Source organism: Bacillus sp. 16GRE42, from assembly GCF_019837435.1.
GTDB classification, from domain to species: domain Bacteria; phylum Bacillota; class Bacilli; order Bacillales; family Bacillaceae_G; genus Bacillus_A; species Bacillus_A wiedmannii.
Genome location: NZ_JADAXF010000001.1, coordinates 1,802,785 through 1,824,367, shown reverse-complemented (window position 1 = coordinate 1,824,367; position 21,583 = coordinate 1,802,785). Strand labels below are relative to the sequence as shown.

Sequence of the window (21,583 nt, the reverse complement as noted above, 5' to 3'; positions counted from 1 at the left end):
ATCTCTAGTCTTTTTTGTTTATAATTCTTTGGTTTTATTTGTTATAATTAACTTAAATTGTAATGATGGAGAGGTATGATGAATCAAAAAGATAAAGAAAGAAAAGAGCAAGTGGCTCATATGATTGATATTCCAGATGATTTTAGGCTTGTCGTAGATGATCAAGAAGGTGTGGATGACCCATATCATCTATTATGGTGGGAACATAAAGAGGATGAGGAGAGAACGATACAAATTACGCTGAATAGACATACTGGTAATTTAATCGAATTTAGTATAGATGATAAAAAATATTTTTCGAGTGGTAAGGAAGCGCTAGAGGAGAATAAAGCAAGAGAGATTGCAAATGCATTCTTAAAAAAATATACAAAAGAAGGATATGAATTTTATACATATGTAACGGTTAAGGACGACAGGCGCGGTCGGAAAGAATTAAATTATATGCAAGAAGTAAATGGCTATCCATTGCCGAATACAGGGTGTGTTGTGCGAGTTCATCCTTCAGGTAATGTTATGTATTTTCGTTATAATGGACAAAAAGCTATCGAGAAAAAACCTTTATGGCCAAGTGGAATTGTTGAGGAGAACGTCGTTTTAGAAAATTTGAAAGCTAGACAAGATATGAGACTTGTATTTGTAGATTTAACACACTCTTCATGTGAGTATGAAAATGGAGAAGAAGTAAAAGGGTACCATCTTGTATATGAACCAGAACCTAGTCATGCATCTATTAATGCAAGTACGGGAGAAGATTTATTTGGACCAGAACATTATAAATTACCGCCGACAGTAGCTGTTGAAAAAACAAAAAAAGATAGCCGGCAAGGTGACATATTCGAATTAATTGGCTGGGATAAAGAAAGTTTTACAAAAGTAGATGAGACAGAAAATGATGATGAAATAAGGACGAAATTTGTTCCGAAAGAGGAATTACAAAAACAGAAAGAAGAAAAGAACTCATATTTAATGAATGAATTCTTTAAAAAGCATTTACCAATGTTAAAATATAATAATTTAATTGGAATTACGGTTGATAAATATACCAATGAATTAATTGGCTTTATAAAACTGACAGAAGATAAAGAAGTAAAGAAAATACTGTCTAGAGAGGAATGTTTACAAAAAGCACTTCAATTTTTGGAACAAGTTATTCCAGATGTCACACAATATCTACGTCTTTGGGAAGAACGTGAAGAAGCAGAAGATGGGATTGAAAGATTTACCTTTTCTGTATATGTGAATGGCATTCCGGCAGAGTATAAGCAATTTATGGTTAATATCAATGCGGAAAATGGGGCTGTGGTGCATTATTCCGGAGAGTCTAGCAACCTTATAAAAGAACTGCTTACATACGAAACAATACCGAAAGTAACAAAAGAAAAAGCGTTACAAATATACAAAGAGGCCATCCTAGTGAAATTAGAATGGCATATAGATGTTGATGTAGAGGAAATGAAATACGAACTGTTGTATAAACAAACGACAGATGAAAATCATAAAGAATCCTTTGGCTGTAGTCGAGAAATTCGTTATATTGATGCTCACACTGGGGAAAAAATTTGGAGTAAATAAGTCTTTAAATAGGGAAAAAGGTCTTCGAGGGAAGACCTTTGTTAGAAAGAACGATTATTTTTCGTATGTATCAATTTTGTATAACCACTTCTGTACACTAGCGGGTGGTCCTTCTGTTCGCCACTTTGTTGTACACATTCCGCAAGAACAGTGGACTTTTCCTTTCGCAAAAATACCGGAAATTTCAGGGATATATCCCCAGGCATGTTTTACGATATTCATCTTTCGGCGCATTGTGCGTTGACGTTGATGTCTTGTATAAGCACGTGTTCTTTCAAATTTCATATTTGTAATCCCTCCTTGTAGTACAAGCAGCTTGCAAGAGCGTACAAGGAGTTCATCTCTTACAAGCTACTTAGGTACAAGAAGGCAATAAAATGTTGCATATTTTACCCTCCTATCTGTTGTTTAAGTATACGTAGCAAATCTTTGTGAGACAAGAATTATGCTTAAAAAGATGTTGGAATGATATCGTACAGACACAAACAACCTCACGCCCACATACACATAGTAAAGACCACTATTTTGGCGGAGGTGAAAGGTTTGAGTCTATTCGCCGCAATTGGATATATGGTTCGAGAAGTGTTTGTCTTTGTTTCTTATGTGAAGAATAATGCGTTTCCGCAGCCGTTATCATCAGACGATGAGAGAAAGTACTTAGAGTTAATGGAGCAAGGTGATGCTCAAGCGAGAAATCTGTTAATTGAACATAATTTACGGCTTGTAGCTCATATCGTTAAAAAATTTGAAAACACAGGAGAAGATGCAGAAGATTTAATTTCAATTGGTACAATTGGGCTCATTAAAGCGATCGAGAGCTATTCGGCAGGAAAAGGCACAAAACTTGCGACGTATGCAGCACGCTGTATTGAAAATGAAATTTTGATGCATTTACGTGTACTGAAAAAAACGAAAAAAGACGTTTCACTTCATGATCCGATCGGGCAAGATAAAGAGGGGAATGAAATATCGCTTATCGATATATTAAAATCAGAGTCTGAAGATGTAATTGATATGATTCAGCTTAGTATGGAGTTAGAAAAGATTAAAGAGTATATCGATATTTTAGACGAACGAGAGAAAGAAGTAATCGTGAAGCGTTTTGGACTGGGGCTTGATAAGGAGAAAACGCAACGAGAGATTGCGAAGGCACTTGGTATTTCCAGAAGCTACGTATCAAGAATTGAAAAGCGCGCTTTAATGAAAATGTTCCATGAATTTGTAAGAGCTGAAAAAGAGAAAAAAGCGAAAGAATAATGTACATTGCAAGCAGCCATATTTTAAAATGGGCTGCTTTTCTTTTTGTAAATAAGGAAAGAAAAAGAGTTGTGTTCAGAAGAAATCTATGTTCACTGTTGAAAATGACGGATTCTATCTGTAATATTAGAGGGTGCTAAACAATTTAAGAATAATACCATACTTAGTTTTCCGCATGTATAATGAAACAGTTCTATATGATATGTGGGAATAAGAACCAATTTTACATATGATATAGAAGGAAAAGAAGGGGAAGCTAAAGTTATAGACTGATTAGGAGGTTTCGCAATTTGCGACGTACATTATATCGACTTATGATCGAACTTACAAATGGTCGTTTTACTTCTTATATATTGCGTAAATTTGCACAATCTCGTTTGAGCTCTATCATTATTCCATCGTATGCGAAAGTTTTTCAAATTAACCAAGATGAGATGGAAAAGGGTTTGAAGGAATATAGAACATTGCATGAATTATTTACGCGTAAGCTAAAAGAAGGAAAACGTAGTGTTGATACAGATGCATCGAGTATCGTTAGTCCTGTTGATGGTGTTTTTGCTGATTACGGTCCTATTGAGGACACAAAAACATTTGATATTAAAGGTAAGCGTTATTCAATCGTGGATATGCTAGGTAATGAAGAACGTGCAAAGCGATATGCAGGTGGTACATACATGGTTATTTATTTAAGCCCAAGTCATTATCATCGTATTCATAGTCCGCTTTCTGGTTCTGTGACTGAAAGGTTTGTACTTGGTAGAAAGTCATATCCGGTAAATGCAGCTGGTATGGAATACGGGAAAGAGCCATTGTCAAAAAATTATCGCTCTGTTACAGAAGTAAATAGTGACGGTGAACATATGGCACTTGTAAAAGTAGGAGCTATGTTTGTTAATAGTATTGAGCTGTTGCATGAAAGAGACACTGTTCAAAAAGGTGAAGAAATGGCATACTTTACATTTGGTTCAACAGTTGTGTTATTGTTTGAAAAAGATATGATAAAAGTAGTGCAGGAATTGAAGAGTGGACAAGAGATTCGTCTTGGTGAAAAAATTGCTACTCGTTCGGCTCATAAGTAAAGAAAACATTTTATAACTGTAAGCAAGAGTTATGGACAAAGATGCTTAATGATGAAATTCCCTAGATGGGAGTACTTGTTTATTCGAGAGCCATCGCAGGATGGCTCTTTTTACAAGTTAGCTCATTAAAATTTCACTTTATATGTAATCAAGACGATTTGACAAGCTTGTCCTCTAATGAGCGTCTAATCATTTCTTGTTTTATAAGTAAAATGAAGTCGGGATTTAATTTTAGTTCTTTTGCTTTATAATAAGACTCAGTGAGTAACTCAGTAGATAACTGTTCCATATATTTTGTTTTCAAGGTGAGTCACCTCCTAATAATTTAAGGATTGATTCGTTGTTGCATTTAATGTACCAAAAAAATATGACAGTCACAAACGAGTGGTTATCCACATACCTAGGTGGATAAAATGTGTATAGATTGTTAGTAAATTCCAAATTGACTGATAAATTAATGTGGAAAATGTGTACAATTTTATCCACAGGTCATATATCGAAATATGTTGTCGAAAAATTTTTATGAAAACTCCTCAAAGAGGTGAAAGAAATTGAAGCTATTTTTACCAAATGAATATGTGAAAAATGTATATCATGTTCAACCAGAAGATTTGAAAAAACGTGGAATTAAAGGTGTCATTACTGATTTAGATAACACGTTAATTGAATGGGATCGTCCAAATGCAACGCCACAACTTGAAGAATGGTTTTTGAAAATGAAAGAGCAAGGCATTCAAGTAACGGTCGTTTCAAATAATAATGAGCAACGTGTGAAAGACTTTGCTGATCCATTAGGTATTCCATTTATTCATAGTGCGCGTAAACCATTTGTTCGCGCGTTTAAGCGTGCGATACAAGAGATGCACCTGCAGCCAGATGAAGTTGTAGTAATTGGAGATCAGTTATTAACGGATGTTTTAGGTGGAAACCGAGTGGGACTTCATACGATTTTAGTTGTACCGGTAGCACAAACGGACGGATTAGTAACGCGCTTTAATCGAAAAATTGAACGAAGAATTATGAGAAATATGAAGAAAAAAGGTTTAATTAACTGGGAGGAATAAAGTTTGACTGAAACAATTAAATGTATTGGTTGCGGTGTAGAAATTCAAACAGAAGATAAAAATGAAGTAGGATATGCTCCTGCCTCATCTTTAGAGAAAGAACAAGTAATTTGTCAACGCTGTTTTCGCTTGAAGCATTACAACGAAATTCAAGATGTATCATTAACAGATGATGACTTCCTACGTATTCTAAACGGAATTGGAAAATCAGATGCATTAGTAGTTAAGATTGTAGATATTTTTGATTTTAATGGTAGCTGGTTACCTGGTTTACATCGTTTCGTGGGAAATAATAAAGTATTACTTGTTGGAAATAAAGCTGATTTAATTCCTAAGTCAGTAAAACATGATAAAGTAAAGCATTGGATGCGCTATAGTGCAAAGCAGCTAGGATTAAAGCCAGAAGATGTCTTTTTAATTAGTGCAGCAAGGGGACAAGGGATTGCTGAGCTGGCAGATGCTATTGAGTATTACCGCGGCGGAAAAGATGTTTACGTTGTTGGATGTACGAATGTAGGAAAATCAACATTTATTAATCGTATGATTAAAGAATTTAGTGATGAGACTGAAAATGTAATTACAACATCTCATTTCCCAGGAACAACACTTGATTTAATTGATATTCCGTTAGACGAAGAATCTTCTTTATATGATACGCCAGGTATTATTAACCACCATCAAATGGCTCATTATGTTGGAAAAGAAAGCTTAAAGCTTATTACACCAACAAAAGAAATTAAGCCAATGGTGTTCCAATTAAATGAAGAACAAACATTATTCTTCAGTGGATTGGCACGTTTTGATTATGTAAGTGGTGGTCGTCGTGCGTTTACTTGTCACTTCTCGAATCGTTTAACAATCCATCGTACAAAGCTTGAGAAAGCAGATGAATTGTATAAAAATCATGCTGGGGATTTACTAAGCCCGCCAACACCAGAAGAATTAGAAAATATGCCAGAGTTAGTGAAATACGAATTTAATATTCGTGAACCAAAAACGGATGTTGTATTCTCTGGATTAGGATGGGTTACGGTAAACGAACCGGGAGCAAAAATTGTTGCACACGTACCAAAAGGAGTAAGTGTTTCGCTACGTAAATCTTTAATTTAATATGGAGAGGGATTTATGAAACAATTATATGGTGTAATCGGAAATCCAATTGGACATTCATTATCACCCGTTATGCATAACGATGCATTTGAACACTTGAATATGGATGCCCATTATCATGCATTTCTTGTTAAAGAGGAAGTGCTAGGGGAAGCAGTAAGAGGTTTAAAAGCATTAGGTATTTCAGGATTTAATGTAACAACTCCGCACAAAGTTGCTATTATGGATTATTTGGATGAGATTGACCCACTAGCAAAACAAATTGGTGCAGTAAATACAGTGGTTCATAATGATGGGAAATTAATTGGCTACAATACAGATGGAATTGGTTTTGTCCGAGCGCTGCAGTCAATTAGTAGTGAACCACTTCAGGAGAAACGTATTTTATTGCTTGGCGCAGGTGGTGCTAGTCGAGCTATTTATTTTTCTCTTGCTGATGTAGGTGTGAAAGAGATTGATGTAGCTAATCGTACAGTAAATAAGGCGAAAGAACTTATTGCTGCATGTACGGCTACTGTTAATTCTGTTGCTTTATCGCTAGAAAAAGCAACGGAAGAACAAGGAAATTATGATATTATCATTCAGACGACAACGATAGGTATGCATCCACGCGTTGAACATACGCCATTACAAATTTCTTCGTTAAAAAAAGGGACGATTGTATCAGATATAATTTATAATCCATTTGAAACGAAAATTTTATGTGAGGCAAAAGAGCAAGGTGCAATGATTCAAAATGGTATTGATATGTTTGTTTATCAAGGTGCGCTTGCATTTGAAATGTGGACAGGGCGTGTACCAAATATCGATAGAATGAAACAATTAGTTATAAGAAAGCTTGGAGGCTAACATATATGTTAACAGGAAAACAAAAAAGATTTTTACGTGCACAAGCACATCATTTAACACCAATTTTTCAAGTAGGAAAAGGTGGAGTAAATGAAAATATGATTAAACAAATCGCAGATACTTTAGAAGTTCGTGAACTATTTAAAGTAAGTGTGCTACAAAACTGTGAATTCGATCGTCGTGAAGTTGCAGAAGAACTTGCAAAAGGCGCACGTGCTGAAATCGTTCAAGTAATTGGAAGTACAATCGTTTTATACAAAGAATCTAGAGAAAATAAACAAATTAAACTTCCGCGATCAAAAGAATAGCATATGCTATTTTTTATCGTTAGTGCGTAATGATGTAGAGAGCGAAACCAATTGAACTTTTATTAACGGTAACTCTCTTCGGATAGGAATGAAGAGAGTTACTGTAGGTAAAAGGAAGGGGCGTTTCTTTTGAGAAAAATTGGCATCATTGGCGGTACATTTGATCCGCCGCATTATGGGCATTTGCTAATTGCAAATGAAGTATATCACGCTTTAAATTTAGAAGAAGTATGGTTCTTACCGAACCAAATTCCGCCGCATAAACAAGGGCGGAATATTACAAGTGTAGAAAATCGCTTACAAATGTTAGAGCTTGCGACTGAGGCAGAGGAACATTTTTCTATTTGTTTAGAAGAGCTAAGCAGGAAGGGCCCATCTTATACGTATGACACTATGTTACAATTGACGAAGAAGTATCCGGATGTGCAGTTTCACTTTATTATTGGTGGAGATATGGTTGAGTATTTACCGAAGTGGTATAACATTGAAGCGTTACTTGATCTTGTGACGTTTGTTGGGGTTGCAAGACCTGGTTATACATTGCGTACACCTTATCCTATCACCACTGTGGAAATTCCGGAGTTTGCAGTTTCTTCATCTTTATTGCGTGAGAGATATAAAGAGAAGAGAACGTGTAAATATTTACTTCCTGAAAAAGTACAGGTGTATATCGAGAGGAATGGGTTGTATGAATCGTGAGAAAGCACTTCATATTGTCAAACAACAAATGCATGAAAAACGTTATATACACACAATAGGTGTAATGGAGACAGCAATTGAACTTGCTAAGTTATACGGTGTGGATGAAAAAAAGGCTGAAGTTGCAGCTATATTCCATGATTATGCGAAGTGTAGAGCGATTTCTGAGATGGAAGAGATTATTAAAAGTGAAGGTTTGCCGAAAGATTTACTTTGTTATAACAAAGAGTTATGGCATGCACCTGTTGGGGCATACTTAGTAGAAAAAGAAGTAGGCATTACGGATCCTGAAATCCTGCAAGCTATTACATATCATACAAGTGGTCATGAGAAAATGACGATGTTAGATAAAGTAATTTATGTAGCTGATTACATTGAGCCTGGGCGAAAGTTTCCAGGGGTGGAGGAAGCTCGCAAACTAGCATATACGGATATAAATCAAGCTTTATTATTTGCGTTAAAGCGAACAATTCAATTTTTAATGGAAAAAAATCAAACGATTTATCCATTAACATTCCAAACATACAACGCAGTTATCAAGGAGGAAATTAGTAAATGAAAGATAAAGATTTATTAGTATTAGCAGCAAAAGCGGCTGATGATAAAAGAGCAGAAGATATGGTTGTCCTAAATATGCAAGGTATTTCACCAATTGCAGATTATTTCATTATTTGTCACGGTAACTCAGATAAGCAAGTGCAAGCAATTGCGCGTGAAATTAAATCAAAAGCACATGAGTTTGAAATCGACGTACAACGTATGGAAGGTTTTGACGAAGCACGCTGGGTACTAGTTGACCTTGGAGATGTAGTTGCTCATGTATTCCATAAAGATGAGCGTAATCACTATAATTTAGAGCGTCTTTGGGGCGATGTGCCACGTGAGGATATTACAGACGAGCTAGACCAATGAAATACGAACAATTTGCATTGTTGTACGACGAACTAATGAATGATGTTCCTTATGATAAATGGGTGGAATTCACAGAAGAAAGTTTACAGCAAGCGGATATGAAAGAGGCGAAGATTCTTGATGTAGCATGCGGTACTGGTAATGTAACACTTCCGCTTGTACAAAAGGGTTACGATTTAATCGGTGTCGATCTTTCAGAAGAGATGTTAACGGTCGCTCAGCAAAAACTAGGCGGAGAAGGATACTTTATTCCTTTTTACCAACAAGACATGCGAGAGCTTGATGTTCCAGGTGAGTTTGACTGTGTAACGATTTTTTGTGATTCATTAAATTATGTATTGCAAGAAGATGGAGTGCAAGAAACATTTCGAAGAGTGTTTCACCATTTACGTCAAGATGGTTTGTTTTTATTTGATGTACATTCTTTATATAAAATACATCATGTATTTCAAAATGAAACATACACAGTGAATGGAGAAGAAATATCTCTTATTTGGAATTGCTTCCCTGGTGAAGAATCAAATAGTGTAGAACATGATTTAACATTCTTTGTTCAAGACCCAGAAGAAGATGTGTACCATCGTTTTGACGAATGTCACGTGCAACGTGCATATCAGGTTGAAGAGTTAACGAAATGGCTTGAAGAAGCTGGTTTTACAGTGCTTCGTGTGACTGGTGACTTTGAGCGACTTGAAGTTACAGAACAAACAGAGCGTATTTTCTTCATGGCGAAGAAAAACGCATAAAACAAAAGCAACCGATAAGGTTGCTTTTGTTTTATAAAGAAGTTGTAATTTTAGTTCTAGCATAATAGGAAGATGATATACGTGAAGTGTGAAAATGCTAGTTTAAGTGAAAATGTAATGTAAAAAAGTAAGTATTTATAAAAAGGATTTGGAATGACGATGGCGTATTTATTATGTGTGTTTATTGAATTGTTGATCGACGCATTTTAAATCTTCATCAAATTTCTCGTGTGTCCGCTCAATTAATTTATGAAACATATCCCCAACATGTTCTTCTAAAACACGAATGCCTTCTCCTGTAACGCCGCCTTTAACACATACTTTTTCTTGTAAAGTAGGCAATGTGAAAATCTCTTTTTCAAGTAGTTTCCCCATTCCAATGACCATTTTACTTACTAAAGTAGTGGCTTCTTCATGTGTAATATTTGTTTTATCTACAGCAGCGTTAATGAAACATTGTAATAAATAACTAAAGAATGCAGGGCCGCAGCTTGCTATATCAGATGAAACGCGCGTTATATCTTCTTCTATCATAAGAGGAGTAGAAATGTTTTTGAATAGGCGAAATAGCTTTTGTTGCCACTCTTCAGAGCATTTACTTCCAAATGTAAATAGTGATGCGCCAGACAGGGCGCGGTTTGTAATGCTCGGAATGATACGTGCAATGTGGCAAGGTACAAGCGTCTCTAATTGTGACGGAGATATTGGACTTGTGATAGAAACTAAGCACTTTTCATCAGAAAAATGTTCAGCGTATTTTTGTAGGATCGGGTATATATCTATCGGCTTTACGCAAATAAAAATAAGATGTGATCGTTCGATTACCTCATCGATAGTTTTGGCTATATGAACAGAAGGGTATTTTTCCTTTATATGATATGCTTTGGCGGGCGTTCGATTAATGATTGTAAGGCACGAAGGTTTGACAGCACGGGTTTCTAAAAATGCGTCGATTAGTATATTCCCCATGTTCCCTGTCCCTATAATTCCTATGTTCAATGTTTCATCCCTCCTTCGTAACAGCTTTCTCCTAAACAATATGAATGATGTTATAAATTTATGATTAGAGGTGTAAAATGATGTGGGATTTTCCAAAGAAATGGTTAGGGTTAGTAGCTATTATTGGAACTGTACTTTTTCTTCTTTTTTGGAAAACGAACCAGCATACAGAGCGATCAGTCGTTGCAACGGATGTGCAAGCGAAAGAGATAGAGAAAAAAAGTAAACCGAAAATATCGGATATAAAGCAGCAGAAAAAAATAATTGTAATTGATATGAAAGGGGCTGTTGTTAAAGAAGGGGTGTATGAAATGAAAGAAGGGGACCGGGTCAAGGATGCCATTGAAAAGGCAGGTGGTTTTTTGCCTGAGGCAGATAGGAAGAATGTAAATTTAGCACAAATGGTACAAGACCAAATGATCCTTTATGTGCCGAATAAAAATGAACAAGTACAAGAAGTAGCTGCTATTTCAAAGGGGGAGGGGAAAGTTCAAATAAATGCGGCTTCTAAAGAACAACTTGAAAAAATTACAGGCATTGGTTCTCGGAAAGCAGAAAGTATTTTGAAATATCGAGAAGAACATGGTCCTTTTCAGAAAATAGAAGATTTGTTAGAGATTGATGGGATCGGTGTGAAGTCATTGGAAAAAATAAAAGATCAAATTATTATTCCGTAAAAGATTGACGAAGTTTTTCTTCATTCGCTACACTACAAGTAGACAAAAAAGTAGGTGAAAAATATGGAACGAATTTCATGGGATCAATATTTTATGACGCAAAGCCATCTGCTATCTTTACGTAGTACATGTACAAGGCTTGCAGTAGGAGCGACAATCGTTCGTGATAAACGAATTATTGCTGGTGGATACAATGGTTCAATTAAAGGTGGCGTACATTGTATAGATGATGGATGCTACGTTATCGATAATCATTGTGTTCGTACAATTCACGCAGAAATGAATGCTTTATTACAGTGTGCAAAATTCGGTGTGAAAACGGAGGAAGCGGAAATTTATGTTACACATTTCCCTTGTTTACAATGCTGTAAGGCGATTATTCAAAGTGGTATTACAGCAGTCTATTATGCGCAGGATTATAAAAATCATCCATATGCTGTAGAGTTATTTGAAAAAGCGAATGTAACAGTGAAACACGTTCCGCTAGAATATAATATTGCAGCATTAGAGGATCAAAAGCGTCATATGGAGTTAAAAGAACTATTTGCATCTTTAGAAAAAGAAAACTTATCAATGGAAGAATTACAGCATGTATTCACGAAAGCAAAAATGATGCTATAAGGAGTGAGTATAGTTGTATGGACAATGGGGCTATGTTGCAATCTCATTTATCATAGGGATTGCAATTGCCTTTTCCACTTCAGTTTTATTGCTGACTTGTTGTCTCGTTTTGTATGTTTTCTATTGTTTATATCGTACTTCGCGTAAAACCTTCTTTTTTTGTATGTTAGCGTGTTTTAGTGGCGCTATGTACACTACTTATATTCAAGAGCAAAACAAGCCTCTAGGAGAACCTTACGAAGTTACAAGGGGGGTAATACAAAATACACCTCTTATTAACGGGGATCGCCTAACATTTCAAGTTGAAGATCAGAATAAAAATATAGTGCAGTTAAGTTACAAAATTAAATCGGCCTTGGAAAAGAAACAACTGCGACAATTACATGCAGGAGTATCATGTGTATTCGAAGGTGAGAGGAAAGAACCACCAATAGCTCGGAATTTTCATGGTTTTAATTATCGTGATTATTTGTATAAGCAAAATATTCATTTCATATTGGAGGCTACATATATTTCTGAATGCCAAAAAACTTCGTTGTCACTCGTGCAATGGATTCTTCTTTTGAGACAGCAAGCAATCTCGGGCGTTACAGAAATGTTTCCGGAGCAATCAGGTGCATTTATGAATGCATTAGTATTTGGTGATAGACAACAAATGACATTTGAAGTTGAAGAGCAATATCAGCAATTTGGTCTTGTACATTTGTTGGCGATTTCAGGATCGCATATCGTATTGTTAATGGTGATTGTGTATTTTATTTTACTAAGAAGTGGTGTGACGAGGGAAGTAGTGACAATATGTCTGATCTTTTGCATTCCTCTATATATGATTTTAGCAGGAGCGTCACCGTCTGTTATAAGAGCTTCTATAACAGGAGTTTTGATGTTGATTGCTTTCATATGTTCTATTCGTTTATCCAGCTTAGATGCTTTAAGTGTTACAGCTATATGCATGCTTATATTTGATCCGTATCTTGTTTTTAATATTGGCTTTCAGTTTTCGTTCGTTGGTAGTTTCGCTTTGCTTTTGTCAGCCCCGCTTTTACTAGATAGTAGTAATGGAGTAATTCGAAATTCCATTTATATTTCTCTTATTTCACAACTCGTTAGTACTCCGATTTTGTTATATCACTTCGGTTATTTTTCTCCATATAGTATTTTTCTTAATATCCTATACGTTCCGTTTTTATCTCTCATTGTATTGCCGTGTAGTATTATCGTTTTGGTATGTATACCGATCGTCCCGTTTCTTGCAAAAGGACTTGCGAATGTACTATCAATAGGTTTGAATTTTTCTAATGATTTTCTAAGTTATTGTGAAAGTTTACCATTTATCCGCCTTGTTTTCGGGCAAACGCCTATACTTCTTGTAGCTCTATATTGCGCGAGTATTGTTAGTATATTGATGATTTGGGAAAGGCGGGTGTCGAAGGAAATTATGTTCATAGCTTCAGGTATATTTCTTTTTGTTTGTACATGTCATTATTTATATCCGTATTTTCGAGAAAGTGGGAGTGTTACATTTCTTGATGTTGGACAGGGAGACGCAATATTAATTCGCCTCCCGTACGATAAAGAGATTTACCTCATTGATACTGGTGGCACAATGCGTGTAAATAAGGAAGAATGGCAGCGGAAAAAGCATGAATTTTCTGTTGGAAATGATATTTTAATCCCTTATTTACAAAAGGAAGGTATTAAAACCATCGATAAATTAATCGTAACGCATGGAGATGCGGATCATATAGGTGCTGCGCAAGAGTTATTATCGAATATAATTGTAAAAGAAGTTGTATTTGGCCGAAAGGAACAAGATGCGGTATTAGAAAAAGTATTAAAGAAACAGGCATTAGAAAAGGAAGTGAAAATAAGTGAAGTGGGGGAAGGAGAGAATTGGAGTGTAAATGAAGCGGAATTTTTTGTGTTAGCTCCAACAGGAAAAGCAAGAAGTGAAAATAACGCTTCAATTGTAATATGGGCAAAATTAGGAGGGTTAACGTGGCTGTTTACAGGTGATTTAGAAGAAGAAGGAGAGAAGTTTTTAATAGCTACGTATCCAGATTTACGGGCGGATGTTTTAAAGGTTGCTCATCATGGGAGTAATACGTCATCTATAGCGCCTTTTTTGAGCGCTGTACAGCCTGATGTAGCGATTATTTCTGTCGGTGAGCGTAATAGGTATGGGCATCCTCATAAGGAAGTTATAGAGCGTTTTGAGAAGATGGGAATTGAAATATGGCGTACGGATAAGCAAGGCGCTATTTCCTATGTTTTTAAAGAGGAACACGGAACCTTTCGTAGTAAAATCACATATGATGAAACACATAATAGATAAAAAAGAAGACTGCCAGTAGGCAGCAGTCTTTAAGAACCGATAAATTTAATAACAGTTGCAATGATGAAAAGTGTTGCGAAAAAACCAAATGAGACGATAAATCCTACCCCTGAATCAATAGCGTCATTGCGTTTACTTTGAACGTTTTGTTCAAAATCATTCATTTAGAATCCCTCCCCAACATTCCACTTTAGTATAAAATATTGTCAGAAAAAAATCTACAATTTCCAGTGTGAAGAGAAATCGAGCGTTTTTACTACTTTTAGATCATTAAGGAACGTGAGTTTTTTGTTTCCAAGCATGTTAACAGTTGGCACTTATACTCGAATTTTTATTGTGAATAATAAAGGGAAGGTGATTACCGCACACCAATAAGAAACCCGGGGCTTATTGCGTGGCGTTTAATATAAATAAAGGAACGGGTTATAAAGCCTGTTCCTTTGTACTTGTAAAACGAAAGCTAGGGCATTAGTATAAATATATATTGCCAAGTTAGGGAGTAGGAAAAAGTATGAGTGATATACATAAAAAGATTAAAAAGAAGCAGTTTGCTCCAGTGTATTTACTGTATGGAACGGAAGCGTTTTTTATAAATGAAACGATAAAGCTTATTACAACAGAAGCGCTTGAAGAGGAAGATCGCGAGTTTAATGTTGTGACATATGATTTAGAAGAAGCGTATTTAGAAGATGTTGTTGAGGATGCACGTACACTTCCTTTTTTTGGGGAACGTAAAGTGATAGTAATAAAATCACCACTATTTTTAACTTCACAAAAAGAAAAATTAGAGCAAAATATAAAAATTTTAGAAGAATATATTGGAGAGCCTTCTCCATTTTCTATTCTTGTTTTTGTTGCGCCTTACGAAAAACTTGATGAACGAAAAAAAATTACAAAACTATTAAAGAAAACAGCGGACGTAGTAGAAGCGAATGCGATGCAAGTGCAGGATGTTCAGAAGTGGATTGTTGCTCGTGCAGATGAAGTGCATGTGCATATAGATAATGCAGCTGTTAGTTTGTTGTTAGAGCTTGTGGGAAGTAATGTAACGATGTTGGCGAAGGAAATGGACAAGTTAACGTTATACGTCGGTATGGGCGGAGAGATTACACCGAAACTTGTTGCAGAGCTTGTGCCAAAATCGGTTGAACAAAATGTGTTTGCTTTGACAGAAAGAGTGGTAAAAAAAGATATCGCGGGTGCGATGCAAATTTTGGATGGATTATTTACGCAGCAAGAGGAACCGATTAAACTGCTTGCGTTATTAGTAAGTCAATTCCGCTTGCTCTATCAAGTGAAAGAGTTACAGCAGCGTGGTTATGGACAAAATCAAATTGCGTCTCATATTGGTGTGCATCCATATCGTGTAAAGTTAGCGATGAATCAAACGAAGTTTTTCTCTTTTGAAGAATTAAAAAAAGTGATTATAGAATTAGCGGAAGCTGATTATAGTATGAAGACTGGAAAAATGGATAAGAAACTTGTGCTTGAGTTTTTCTTAATGCGGTTAAATCATATGTGATGAAACAAAAAGTTCACGTGCTAAGCACGTGAACTTTTTGTATATAAAAAAACGATCCAAATGGATCGTTTTTTAAACGCCTTACGCGTTTACTTGTTTCGCTAAGCGAGATTTTTGACGAGCTGCAGCGTTTTGGTGGATAAGACCTTTACGAGCTGCTTTGTCAAGTTTTTTAGAAGCAGTTTTGAAAGCTTCTTTAGCATTTTCAAGATCGTTATTAGTAACTAAAGCTTCTACAGTTTTAACAGCAGAACGCATGTCAGACTTGATAGAAGCGTTATGTGAACGACGCTCTTCGCTAAGTTTAGCGCGTTTGATAGCAGATTTGATGTTTGCCATACTTTTCACCTCCCTGGTGCAATCGAATGACTCGATTCTTAACATAGAACAAGTGATATTCTATCAAACGGTGAAGAGAATTGCAATAGTATATCAATGAAATTTCACGTAAAGGAAAGAATGACCTTATATAACTTTGGGAAATCTAACGATATTTACTATGAATTACGGAGGAGATACGATGAAAGAACCATTAGATTTAAGTAAATATAGTGTTAGAACTGACCTTGCTGTAGAGGCACATCAAATGCTGCAAGAGAGTCAAGAAGAGCAAAAAGGGATACAAGGAGTTATTGTAAAAGAGAGGGAAGAAGAAGGTATTACGATTACAAAAGTAACGATTGATGAAGTTGCCTCTGAATCGATGGGTAAAAAACCTGGGAGTTATTTAACGCTTGAAGTACAAGGTATACGTCAACAAGATACGGAACTGCAACAAAAAGTAGAGCGCATTTTTGCAAAGGAATTTTCTTATTTCTTAGAAGAGGTTGGCGTTACGAAAGAAGCGAGTTGTTTAATTGTTGGTCTTGGGAATTGGAATGTAACGCCAGATGCGCTTGGACCGATCGTTGTAGAAAATGTATTGGTAACGAGACATTTGTTTCAATTGCAGCCTGAAAGTGTAGAAGAAGGGTTTAGGCCTGTTAGTGCCATTCGGCCGGGGGTAATGGGAATTACAGGAATCGAAACGAGCGATGTCATTTATGGAATCATTGAGAAGACGAAGCCGGACTTTGTCATTGCAATTGATGCATTAGCTGCCCGCTCTATTGAACGAGTAAATAGTACGATACAAATTTCTGATACGGGAATTCATCCCGGATCAGGTGTTGGGAATAAGCGTAAGGAACTCAGTAAAGAAACATTGGGTATTCCTGTTATCGCGATTGGTGTTCCGACTGTGGTTGATGCCGTTTCGATTACAAGTGATACAATTGATTTTATTTTGAAACATTTTGGACGGGAGATGAAAGAAGGAAACAAACCTTCCCGTTCTCTGTTACCAGCTGGTTTTACATTTGGAGAAAAGAAAAAATTAACAGAAGAAGATATGCCGGATGATAAGAGTCGGAATATGTTTTTAGGTGCTGTAGGTACATTGGAAGATGAAGAGAAGAGAAAATTAATTTATGAAGTGTTATCTCCTCTTGGCCATAATTTAATGGTGACTCCGAAAGAAGTGGATGCTTTCATAGAGGATATGGCAAATGTAATAGCGAGTGGTTTAAATGCAGCCTTGCATCATCAAATTGACCAAGATAATACAGGAGCGTATACACATTGATGGGAAGAGACGATAATCGTTTAAGCCATTTTTCGCTATTATGTATATGTAGTGCGGCCTTATGTTTACTTATGATAATAGCAGGGGTGGCACTTGCTAATCATGGTTTAAAAAGTATGAAAGGTTATCAGCAAATGTCGTATGAACAAATAGCTCATATGACAGGGACAGAGGGTGCGGGTGCTGAATCAGCAATTTTGGGAAGTTCGTTTTCCGTTACTGAAAAACAAAAACAATTAGAAAGCTTAAAAAGCTTTAATGTTGTAGAAGGAATTGGTATGGCAATAGCAAGTGCTACTTATGAAGTAACAAAGTTTGGAACGGATATAGTTGTTGGGAAAGTGAAAGAGATTTTTAGTTAAGGGTAGCAGGAGGAACGGTTGTCTTACCATTTTGTACGACAGCCGTTTTTTAATTTGAAAAAGGTTTGTCTCTTATGGTTTGTTCGCATAAGATATAGATAGAATGATTTGTATTGTAAGCAGCACGAGTTTTCATTGAATCTTTGCTGCTCTATTGATATAATCAGTGCTAGTGTATATTGGCGAGACTATTAGGAGTTGAGAACATAGATGAACAAAGAAGAAAGAGCAAAAAGACAGTCTAAAATCCGTAATTTCTCTATCATTGCTCATATTGACCACGGAAAATCAACGTTAGCAGACCGTATTTTAGAGAAAACAAACGCGTTAACACAACGTGAAATGAAAGCTCAATTGCTTGACTCTATGGATTTAGAGCGTGAGCGTGGTATTACAATTAAATTAAATGCAGTACAATTAACGTATAAAGCAAAAGACGGTGAAGAGTATATTCTTCACCTAATTGATACACCAGGACACGTCGACTTTACGTACGAAGTATCTCGTAGTTTAGCGGCTTGTGAAGGTGCAATTCTTGTAGTGGATGCAGCGCAAGGTATTGAGGCGCAAACATTAGCGAATGTATATTTAGCGCTTGATAATAATTTAGAAATATTACCAGTTATTAATAAAATCGACTTACCAAGTGCAGACCCAGAACGTGTACGTCAAGAGGTAGAAGATGTAATTGGTTTAGATGCATCAGAAGCTGTACTTGCTTCAGCGAAAGCTGGTATTGGTATTGAAGATATTTTAGAACAAATCGTTGAAAAAGTACCAGCACCAACAGGTGATTCTGAAGAACCGTTACAATGTATGATTTTCGATTCTTTATATGATCCGTACCGCGGTGTAATTGCATATATCCGTGTTGTAAATGGAACGGTAAAAGTTGGCGATAAAGTACGTATGATGGCAACTGGAAAAGAATTTGAAGTAACAGAAGTAGGTGTGTTTACACCGAAAACAACGCAACGTGACGAGTTAACAGTAGGTGATGTAGGGTTCTTAGCGGCATCTATTAAAAACGTAGGTGATACACGCGTAGGTGATACAATTACACATGCAAAACGTCCGGCTACAGAGGCGTTAGCGGGTTATCGTAAATTAAACCCAATGGTATTCTGTGGTTTATATCCAATCGATTCTGCACGTTACAACGACTTACGTGATGCGTTAGAAAAATTAGAGTTAAACGATTCTGCTCTTGAGTTTGAACCAGAAACATCTCAAGCGCTAGGATTTGGTTTCCGTTGTGGTTTCTTAGGACTTCTTCACATGGAAATCATTCAAGAACGTATTGAACGTGAATTTAAAATTGATTTAATTACAACAGCGCCAAGCGTTATTTATAAAGTTTATTTAACAAGCGGTGAAGATGTTATTGTTGATAACCCATCTAATATGCCGGATCCACAGTCTATCGATCGTGTAGAAGAGCCGTTTGTGAAGGCGTCAATTATGGTTCCGAATGACTATGTGGGAGCTGTAATGGAAATTTGCCAAGGTAAACGTGGAACGTTTATTGATATGCAATATTTAGATGAAACACGTGTTACACTAACATACGAAATTCCTTTATCAGAGATCGTATATGACTTCTTCGATCAGTTGAAATCAAATACGAAAGGATATGCATCGTTTGACTACGAGTTAATCGGTTATAAACCGTCGAAACTTGTGAAGATGGATATTCTTTTAAATAATGAACAAGTCGATGCTCTATCATTTATCGTACACCGTGATTCAGCGTATGACCGTGGTAAAGTAATCGTAGAGAAGTTAAAAGAATTAATTCCAAGACAACAGTTCGAAGTACCAATTCAGGCGACTATCGGAAACAAGGTTGTAGCACGTTCTACAATTAAGGCGATGCGTAAAAACGTACTTGCGAAATGTTACGGTGGTGACATTTCTCGTAAGCGTAAACTTCTTGATAAGCAAAAAGAAGGTAAAAAACGTATGAAGTCTGTTGGTTCTGTAGAAGTACCGCAAGAAGCATTCATGGCTGTACTGAAAATGGATGATAACTAATAATTAATTGTTATTTCGTACGAATTGAGATAAAAAGAGAAGTCGTTTATACGGCTTCTTTTTTATGTATAATTACTTTTTAGACAACGTAGCTTCTCTCATTTACAATAGTGAGGTGGCTATATTTATGAATGATTGATATAGAGTTAGGAGACTATTAATGTCCGAAAATATTCGAAAAGATATTCACGAGAAAATAAAAAATGGCAATTTTAATTGTGAAAAGGAATTGACGCTTTCTATTATTAGCGGGAAGTGGAAAGTTGTGATACTGTGGCATCTTGGTGTGGAAGGGCCTCATCGTTTTAGTGAATTGCAACGATTATTCCCAAGCATTTCTCATAAAGTTTTGTCGAACCAATTAAAAGAGTTAATGGAAGATGGGATTGTTGACCGAACAGTATACCCAGAAGTTCCTCCGCGAGTAGAGTATTATATGACGGAATTAGGCATGTCGCTTTTACCGATCGTTGAAATGATGTATGATTGGGGAAAAATGCGAATGGAACAAATTCGTAATACGTTAGAGAAGTGAAGATTCCTCCGGAGTGCGGAGGTTTTCTTTTTAGAAAGGTAGGAGTTATATTTGGTGCAAGCTGCATATATTCATATTCCATTTTGTCAGCATATTTGTCACTATTGTGATTTTAATAAAGTGTTTATTGAACGCCAACCGGTCGATCAATATTTAGAGTATTTAGAGAAAGAAATAATAAATACAGTTCAAAAAGTACCGTTTGATAGTATGAAAACGATTTTTGTTGGTGGAGGAACTCCGACAGCGTTAAATATGGAACAGACAAAAAAGTTACTAGATATTATAAACCGTCGCTTACGTCCGTTTGCTCCAAATTGTGAATTAACATTTGAAGCGAATCCAGGTGATTTACCGAAAGAGAAGTTAAATGTATTGCTAGAAGGTGGAGTGAACCGAATTAGTTTTGGCGTGCAAACATTTCGGGATGATTTGCTTGAGAAAATTGGGCGTAAGCATACGAGGGAAGATGCATTTGTAGCAATTAGAGAAGCGCAGGAAGTGGGCTTTGAAAATATAAATGTAGATATTATTTATGCTCTGCCAGGGCAGACGATAGAAGATGTAAAAGAAACATTAGACATTGCTTTTACGCTTGGTGTACAACATTTCTCGGCATATTCATTAATTGTGGAACCGAAAACTGTGTTTTATAACTTAATGAATAAAGGGAAATTAAGACTCCCAGGTGAAGATCATGAAGCGAAAATGTATGAAATGGTAATGGATGAAATGGAGAAACACGGCTATACCCAGTATGAAATTAGCAATTTCTCAAAAGGTGATAATGAAAGTAGACACAATCTCACATACTGGAATAATGAGGAGTATTATGGATTTGGAGCTGGAGCGCATAGTTATGTAAATGGAGAACGTATCCAAAATGTAGGGCCGCTCAAGCAATATTTCAATAAAATCGATGAAACTGGATTTCCGTATTTAGATGTTCACGCGGTGACGGAGAAAGAAAGAATGGAAGAAGAGTTGTTCTTAGGCCTTCGAAAAACAAAAGGTGTATCTAAAGTAGCGTTTCAAATGAAATTTAATATGGAGATGGATCAAGTTTTCGCGAAGCAGTTGCAAAAAAATCAAGAACAAGGATTGCTTGAAGAGAAAGATGGATATGTTCGTTTAACGCGAAAAGGAAAATTATTAGGGAATGAAGTATTCCAATCGTTTTTGATTGACTAATTAAATGTTCCATAAACGTGAAAAAGTTTCATTATTTCGTGACGTTTCCGTTGACAATTGAATGTCAATTTTGGTAAGTTATTAATA

The 21,583-nt window shown here is 36.1% G+C and carries 25 protein-coding genes; 20 read left to right on the top strand and 5 right to left on the bottom strand.

Annotated elements, in window-relative coordinates:
- Nucleotides 1-75: 75 nt before the first annotated feature.
- Nucleotides 76-1,572, top strand: a complete 1,497-nt coding sequence (locus ILS93_RS09500; RefSeq protein WP_222660358.1) for a YcdB/YcdC domain-containing protein — start codon at nucleotides 76-78, stop codon at nucleotides 1,570-1,572.
- Between the two features lie 54 nt (nucleotides 1,573-1,626).
- Here the strand turns inward: ILS93_RS09500 and ILS93_RS09495 are convergent, their stop codons facing one another.
- Nucleotides 1,627-1,857, bottom strand: a complete 231-nt coding sequence (locus ILS93_RS09495; protein ID WP_064474753.1) for a hypothetical protein — start codon at nucleotides 1,855-1,857, stop codon at nucleotides 1,627-1,629.
- A gap of 258 nt (nucleotides 1,858-2,115) precedes the next feature.
- Between ILS93_RS09495 and sigK the strand changes: the two genes are divergently transcribed.
- Nucleotides 2,116-2,829 (top strand): RNA polymerase sporulation sigma factor SigK, encoded by a 714-nt coding sequence (sigK, locus tag ILS93_RS09490; RefSeq protein WP_000051382.1) that lies wholly within the window; start codon nucleotides 2,116-2,118, stop codon nucleotides 2,827-2,829.
- 290 nt (nucleotides 2,830-3,119) lie between these two features.
- Nucleotides 3,120-3,908: a phosphatidylserine decarboxylase gene (locus tag ILS93_RS09485; RefSeq protein WP_064474754.1), complete on the top strand. Its 789-nt coding sequence runs from the start codon at nucleotides 3,120-3,122 to the stop codon at nucleotides 3,906-3,908.
- A gap of 148 nt (nucleotides 3,909-4,056) precedes the next feature.
- Here ILS93_RS09485 and sda read toward each other — a convergent pair whose 3' ends face one another.
- Nucleotides 4,057-4,212, bottom strand: coding sequence for a sporulation histidine kinase inhibitor Sda (gene sda, locus ILS93_RS09480; protein ID WP_000853283.1), 156 nt, complete (start codon nucleotides 4,210-4,212; stop codon nucleotides 4,057-4,059).
- Nucleotides 4,213-4,459: 247 nt separating this feature from the next.
- Here sda and ILS93_RS09475 point away from each other — a divergent pair, with 247 nt between their 5' ends.
- The 8 genes from ILS93_RS09475 to ILS93_RS09440 all read left to right on the top strand — a co-directional run bounded on the left by ILS93_RS09475 (nucleotide 4,460) and on the right by ILS93_RS09440 (nucleotide 9,596).
- Nucleotides 4,460-4,972 (top strand): YqeG family HAD IIIA-type phosphatase, encoded by a 513-nt coding sequence (locus tag ILS93_RS09475; RefSeq protein ID WP_000765308.1) that lies wholly within the window; start codon nucleotides 4,460-4,462, stop codon nucleotides 4,970-4,972.
- Nucleotides 4,973-4,975: 3 nt separating this feature from the next.
- A complete protein-coding gene (yqeH, locus tag ILS93_RS09470; RefSeq protein ID WP_064474755.1) occupies nucleotides 4,976-6,082 on the top strand; it encodes a ribosome biogenesis GTPase YqeH in 1,107 nt (368 codons plus the stop codon).
- 15 nt (nucleotides 6,083-6,097) lie between these two features.
- Entirely contained in the window at nucleotides 6,098-6,931 is an 834-nt protein-coding gene (gene aroE / locus ILS93_RS09465; RefSeq protein ID WP_064474756.1) for a shikimate dehydrogenase, read from the top strand.
- A 5-nt stretch (nucleotides 6,932-6,936) separates the two neighbouring features.
- Entirely contained in the window at nucleotides 6,937-7,239 is a 303-nt protein-coding gene (yhbY, locus tag ILS93_RS09460; RefSeq protein ID WP_000955225.1) for a ribosome assembly RNA-binding protein YhbY, read from the top strand.
- A gap of 129 nt (nucleotides 7,240-7,368) precedes the next feature.
- Nucleotides 7,369-7,938 carry a nicotinate-nucleotide adenylyltransferase gene (nadD, locus tag ILS93_RS09455; RefSeq protein ID WP_001226041.1) on the top strand — a complete coding sequence of 190 codons (570 nt, stop codon included), beginning with the start codon at nucleotides 7,369-7,371 and terminating at the stop codon, nucleotides 7,936-7,938.
- On the top strand, nucleotides 7,928-8,497 hold the full coding sequence (gene yqeK, locus ILS93_RS09450) for a bis(5'-nucleosyl)-tetraphosphatase (symmetrical) YqeK (protein WP_064474757.1): 570 nt from the start codon (nucleotides 7,928-7,930) through the stop codon (nucleotides 8,495-8,497). Before nadD ends, yqeK begins: the two co-directional genes overlap by 11 nt.
- Nucleotides 8,494-8,850, top strand: coding sequence for a ribosome silencing factor (rsfS, locus tag ILS93_RS09445; RefSeq protein ID WP_000653202.1), 357 nt, complete (start codon nucleotides 8,494-8,496; stop codon nucleotides 8,848-8,850). The genes yqeK and rsfS overlap by 4 nt, the downstream gene beginning before the upstream one ends.
- The gene (locus ILS93_RS09440) at nucleotides 8,847-9,596 is read left to right on the top strand and encodes a class I SAM-dependent methyltransferase (protein ID WP_000873068.1); all 750 of its coding nucleotides are present in this window, start codon (nucleotides 8,847-8,849) and stop codon (nucleotides 9,594-9,596) included. The genes rsfS and ILS93_RS09440 overlap by 4 nt, the downstream gene beginning before the upstream one ends.
- Before the next feature lie 171 nt (nucleotides 9,597-9,767).
- On the opposite strand, the gene comER is transcribed toward ILS93_RS09440, so the two are convergent.
- Nucleotides 9,768-10,595 (bottom strand): late competence protein ComER, encoded by an 828-nt coding sequence (comER, locus tag ILS93_RS09435; protein WP_222660356.1) that lies wholly within the window; start codon nucleotides 10,593-10,595, stop codon nucleotides 9,768-9,770.
- Between the two features lie 77 nt (nucleotides 10,596-10,672).
- Here comER and ILS93_RS09430 point away from each other — a divergent pair, with 77 nt between their 5' ends.
- From ILS93_RS09430 to ILS93_RS09420, 3 genes are all read left to right on the top strand, one after another.
- Nucleotides 10,673-11,272 carry a helix-hairpin-helix domain-containing protein gene (locus ILS93_RS09430; RefSeq protein ID WP_222660354.1) on the top strand — a complete coding sequence of 200 codons (600 nt, stop codon included), beginning with the start codon at nucleotides 10,673-10,675 and terminating at the stop codon, nucleotides 11,270-11,272.
- Between the two features lie 63 nt (nucleotides 11,273-11,335).
- Nucleotides 11,336-11,893, top strand: a complete 558-nt coding sequence (locus ILS93_RS09425; protein ID WP_000439786.1) for a ComE operon protein 2 — start codon at nucleotides 11,336-11,338, stop codon at nucleotides 11,891-11,893.
- A 13-nt stretch (nucleotides 11,894-11,906) separates the two neighbouring features.
- Complete coding sequence (locus ILS93_RS09420; protein WP_222660352.1) at nucleotides 11,907-14,228, top strand: DNA internalization-related competence protein ComEC/Rec2; 2,322 nt, start codon at nucleotides 11,907-11,909, stop codon at nucleotides 14,226-14,228.
- A gap of 29 nt (nucleotides 14,229-14,257) precedes the next feature.
- Here ILS93_RS09420 and ILS93_RS09415 read toward each other — a convergent pair whose 3' ends face one another.
- A complete protein-coding gene (locus ILS93_RS09415) occupies nucleotides 14,258-14,392 on the bottom strand; it encodes a YqzM family protein (protein WP_000997609.1) in 135 nt (44 codons plus the stop codon).
- Nucleotides 14,393-14,739: 347 nt separating this feature from the next.
- On the opposite strand from ILS93_RS09415, the gene holA reads away from it, so the two are divergent.
- On the top strand, nucleotides 14,740-15,750 hold the full coding sequence (gene holA / locus ILS93_RS09410; RefSeq protein WP_064474762.1) for a DNA polymerase III subunit delta: 1,011 nt from the start codon (nucleotides 14,740-14,742) through the stop codon (nucleotides 15,748-15,750).
- Nucleotides 15,751-15,831: 81 nt separating this feature from the next.
- Here holA and rpsT read toward each other — a convergent pair whose 3' ends face one another.
- The gene (gene rpsT, locus ILS93_RS09405) at nucleotides 15,832-16,089 is read right to left on the bottom strand and encodes a 30S ribosomal protein S20 (RefSeq protein ID WP_001274014.1); all 258 of its coding nucleotides are present in this window, start codon (nucleotides 16,087-16,089) and stop codon (nucleotides 15,832-15,834) included.
- A gap of 181 nt (nucleotides 16,090-16,270) precedes the next feature.
- Between rpsT and gpr the strand changes: the two genes are divergently transcribed.
- From gpr to hemW, 5 genes are all read left to right on the top strand, one after another.
- Nucleotides 16,271-17,374 (top strand): GPR endopeptidase, encoded by a 1,104-nt coding sequence (gene gpr, locus ILS93_RS09400; RefSeq protein WP_064474763.1) that lies wholly within the window; start codon nucleotides 16,271-16,273, stop codon nucleotides 17,372-17,374.
- Nucleotides 17,371-17,736, top strand: a complete 366-nt coding sequence (locus ILS93_RS09395; RefSeq protein ID WP_081257180.1) for a YqxA family protein — start codon at nucleotides 17,371-17,373, stop codon at nucleotides 17,734-17,736. The genes gpr and ILS93_RS09395 overlap by 4 nt, the downstream gene beginning before the upstream one ends.
- A gap of 210 nt (nucleotides 17,737-17,946) precedes the next feature.
- Nucleotides 17,947-19,770 carry an elongation factor 4 gene (gene lepA, locus ILS93_RS09390; protein ID WP_064474765.1) on the top strand — a complete coding sequence of 608 codons (1,824 nt, stop codon included), beginning with the start codon at nucleotides 17,947-17,949 and terminating at the stop codon, nucleotides 19,768-19,770.
- Between the two features lie 160 nt (nucleotides 19,771-19,930).
- The gene (locus tag ILS93_RS09385) at nucleotides 19,931-20,305 is read left to right on the top strand and encodes a winged helix-turn-helix transcriptional regulator (protein ID WP_064474766.1); all 375 of its coding nucleotides are present in this window, start codon (nucleotides 19,931-19,933) and stop codon (nucleotides 20,303-20,305) included.
- A gap of 51 nt (nucleotides 20,306-20,356) precedes the next feature.
- Nucleotides 20,357-21,496, top strand: coding sequence for a radical SAM family heme chaperone HemW (hemW, locus tag ILS93_RS09380; protein WP_222654809.1), 1,140 nt, complete (start codon nucleotides 20,357-20,359; stop codon nucleotides 21,494-21,496).
- Nucleotides 21,497-21,583: the final 87 nt, after the last annotated feature.

Excerpts from the sequence above, each read along its gene's own strand:
- rpsT (WP_001274014.1), bottom strand. The coding sequence starts at position 16,089 with ATGGCAAACATCAAATCTGCTATCAAACGCGCTAAACTTAGCGAAGAG.
- ILS93_RS09415 (WP_000997609.1), bottom strand. The coding sequence starts at position 14,392 with ATGAATGATTTTGAACAAAACGTTCAAAGTAAACGCAATGACGCTATT.
- lepA (WP_064474765.1), top strand. The coding sequence starts at position 17,947 with ATGAACAAAGAAGAAAGAGCAAAAAGACAGTCTAAAATCCGTAATTTC.
- yqeK (WP_064474757.1), top strand. The coding sequence starts at position 7,928 with ATGAATCGTGAGAAAGCACTTCATATTGTCAAACAACAAATGCATGAA.
- gpr (WP_064474763.1), top strand. The coding sequence starts at position 16,271 with ATGAAAGAACCATTAGATTTAAGTAAATATAGTGTTAGAACTGACCTT.
- aroE (WP_064474756.1), top strand. The coding sequence starts at position 6,098 with ATGAAACAATTATATGGTGTAATCGGAAATCCAATTGGACATTCATTA.
- ILS93_RS09440 (WP_000873068.1), top strand. The coding sequence starts at position 8,847 with ATGAAATACGAACAATTTGCATTGTTGTACGACGAACTAATGAATGAT.
- ILS93_RS09495 (WP_064474753.1), bottom strand. The coding sequence starts at position 1,857 with ATGAAATTTGAAAGAACACGTGCTTATACAAGACATCAACGTCAACGC.
- ILS93_RS09430 (WP_222660354.1), top strand. The coding sequence starts at position 10,673 with ATGATGTGGGATTTTCCAAAGAAATGGTTAGGGTTAGTAGCTATTATT.
- rsfS (WP_000653202.1), top strand. The coding sequence starts at position 8,494 with ATGAAAGATAAAGATTTATTAGTATTAGCAGCAAAAGCGGCTGATGAT.
- holA (WP_064474762.1), top strand. The coding sequence starts at position 14,740 with ATGAGTGATATACATAAAAAGATTAAAAAGAAGCAGTTTGCTCCAGTG.
- ILS93_RS09425 (WP_000439786.1), top strand. The coding sequence starts at position 11,336 with ATGGAACGAATTTCATGGGATCAATATTTTATGACGCAAAGCCATCTG.
- yhbY (WP_000955225.1), top strand. The coding sequence starts at position 6,937 with ATGTTAACAGGAAAACAAAAAAGATTTTTACGTGCACAAGCACATCAT.
- ILS93_RS09500 (WP_222660358.1), top strand. The coding sequence starts at position 76 with ATGATGAATCAAAAAGATAAAGAAAGAAAAGAGCAAGTGGCTCATATG.
- ILS93_RS09385 (WP_064474766.1), top strand. The coding sequence starts at position 19,931 with ATGTCCGAAAATATTCGAAAAGATATTCACGAGAAAATAAAAAATGGC.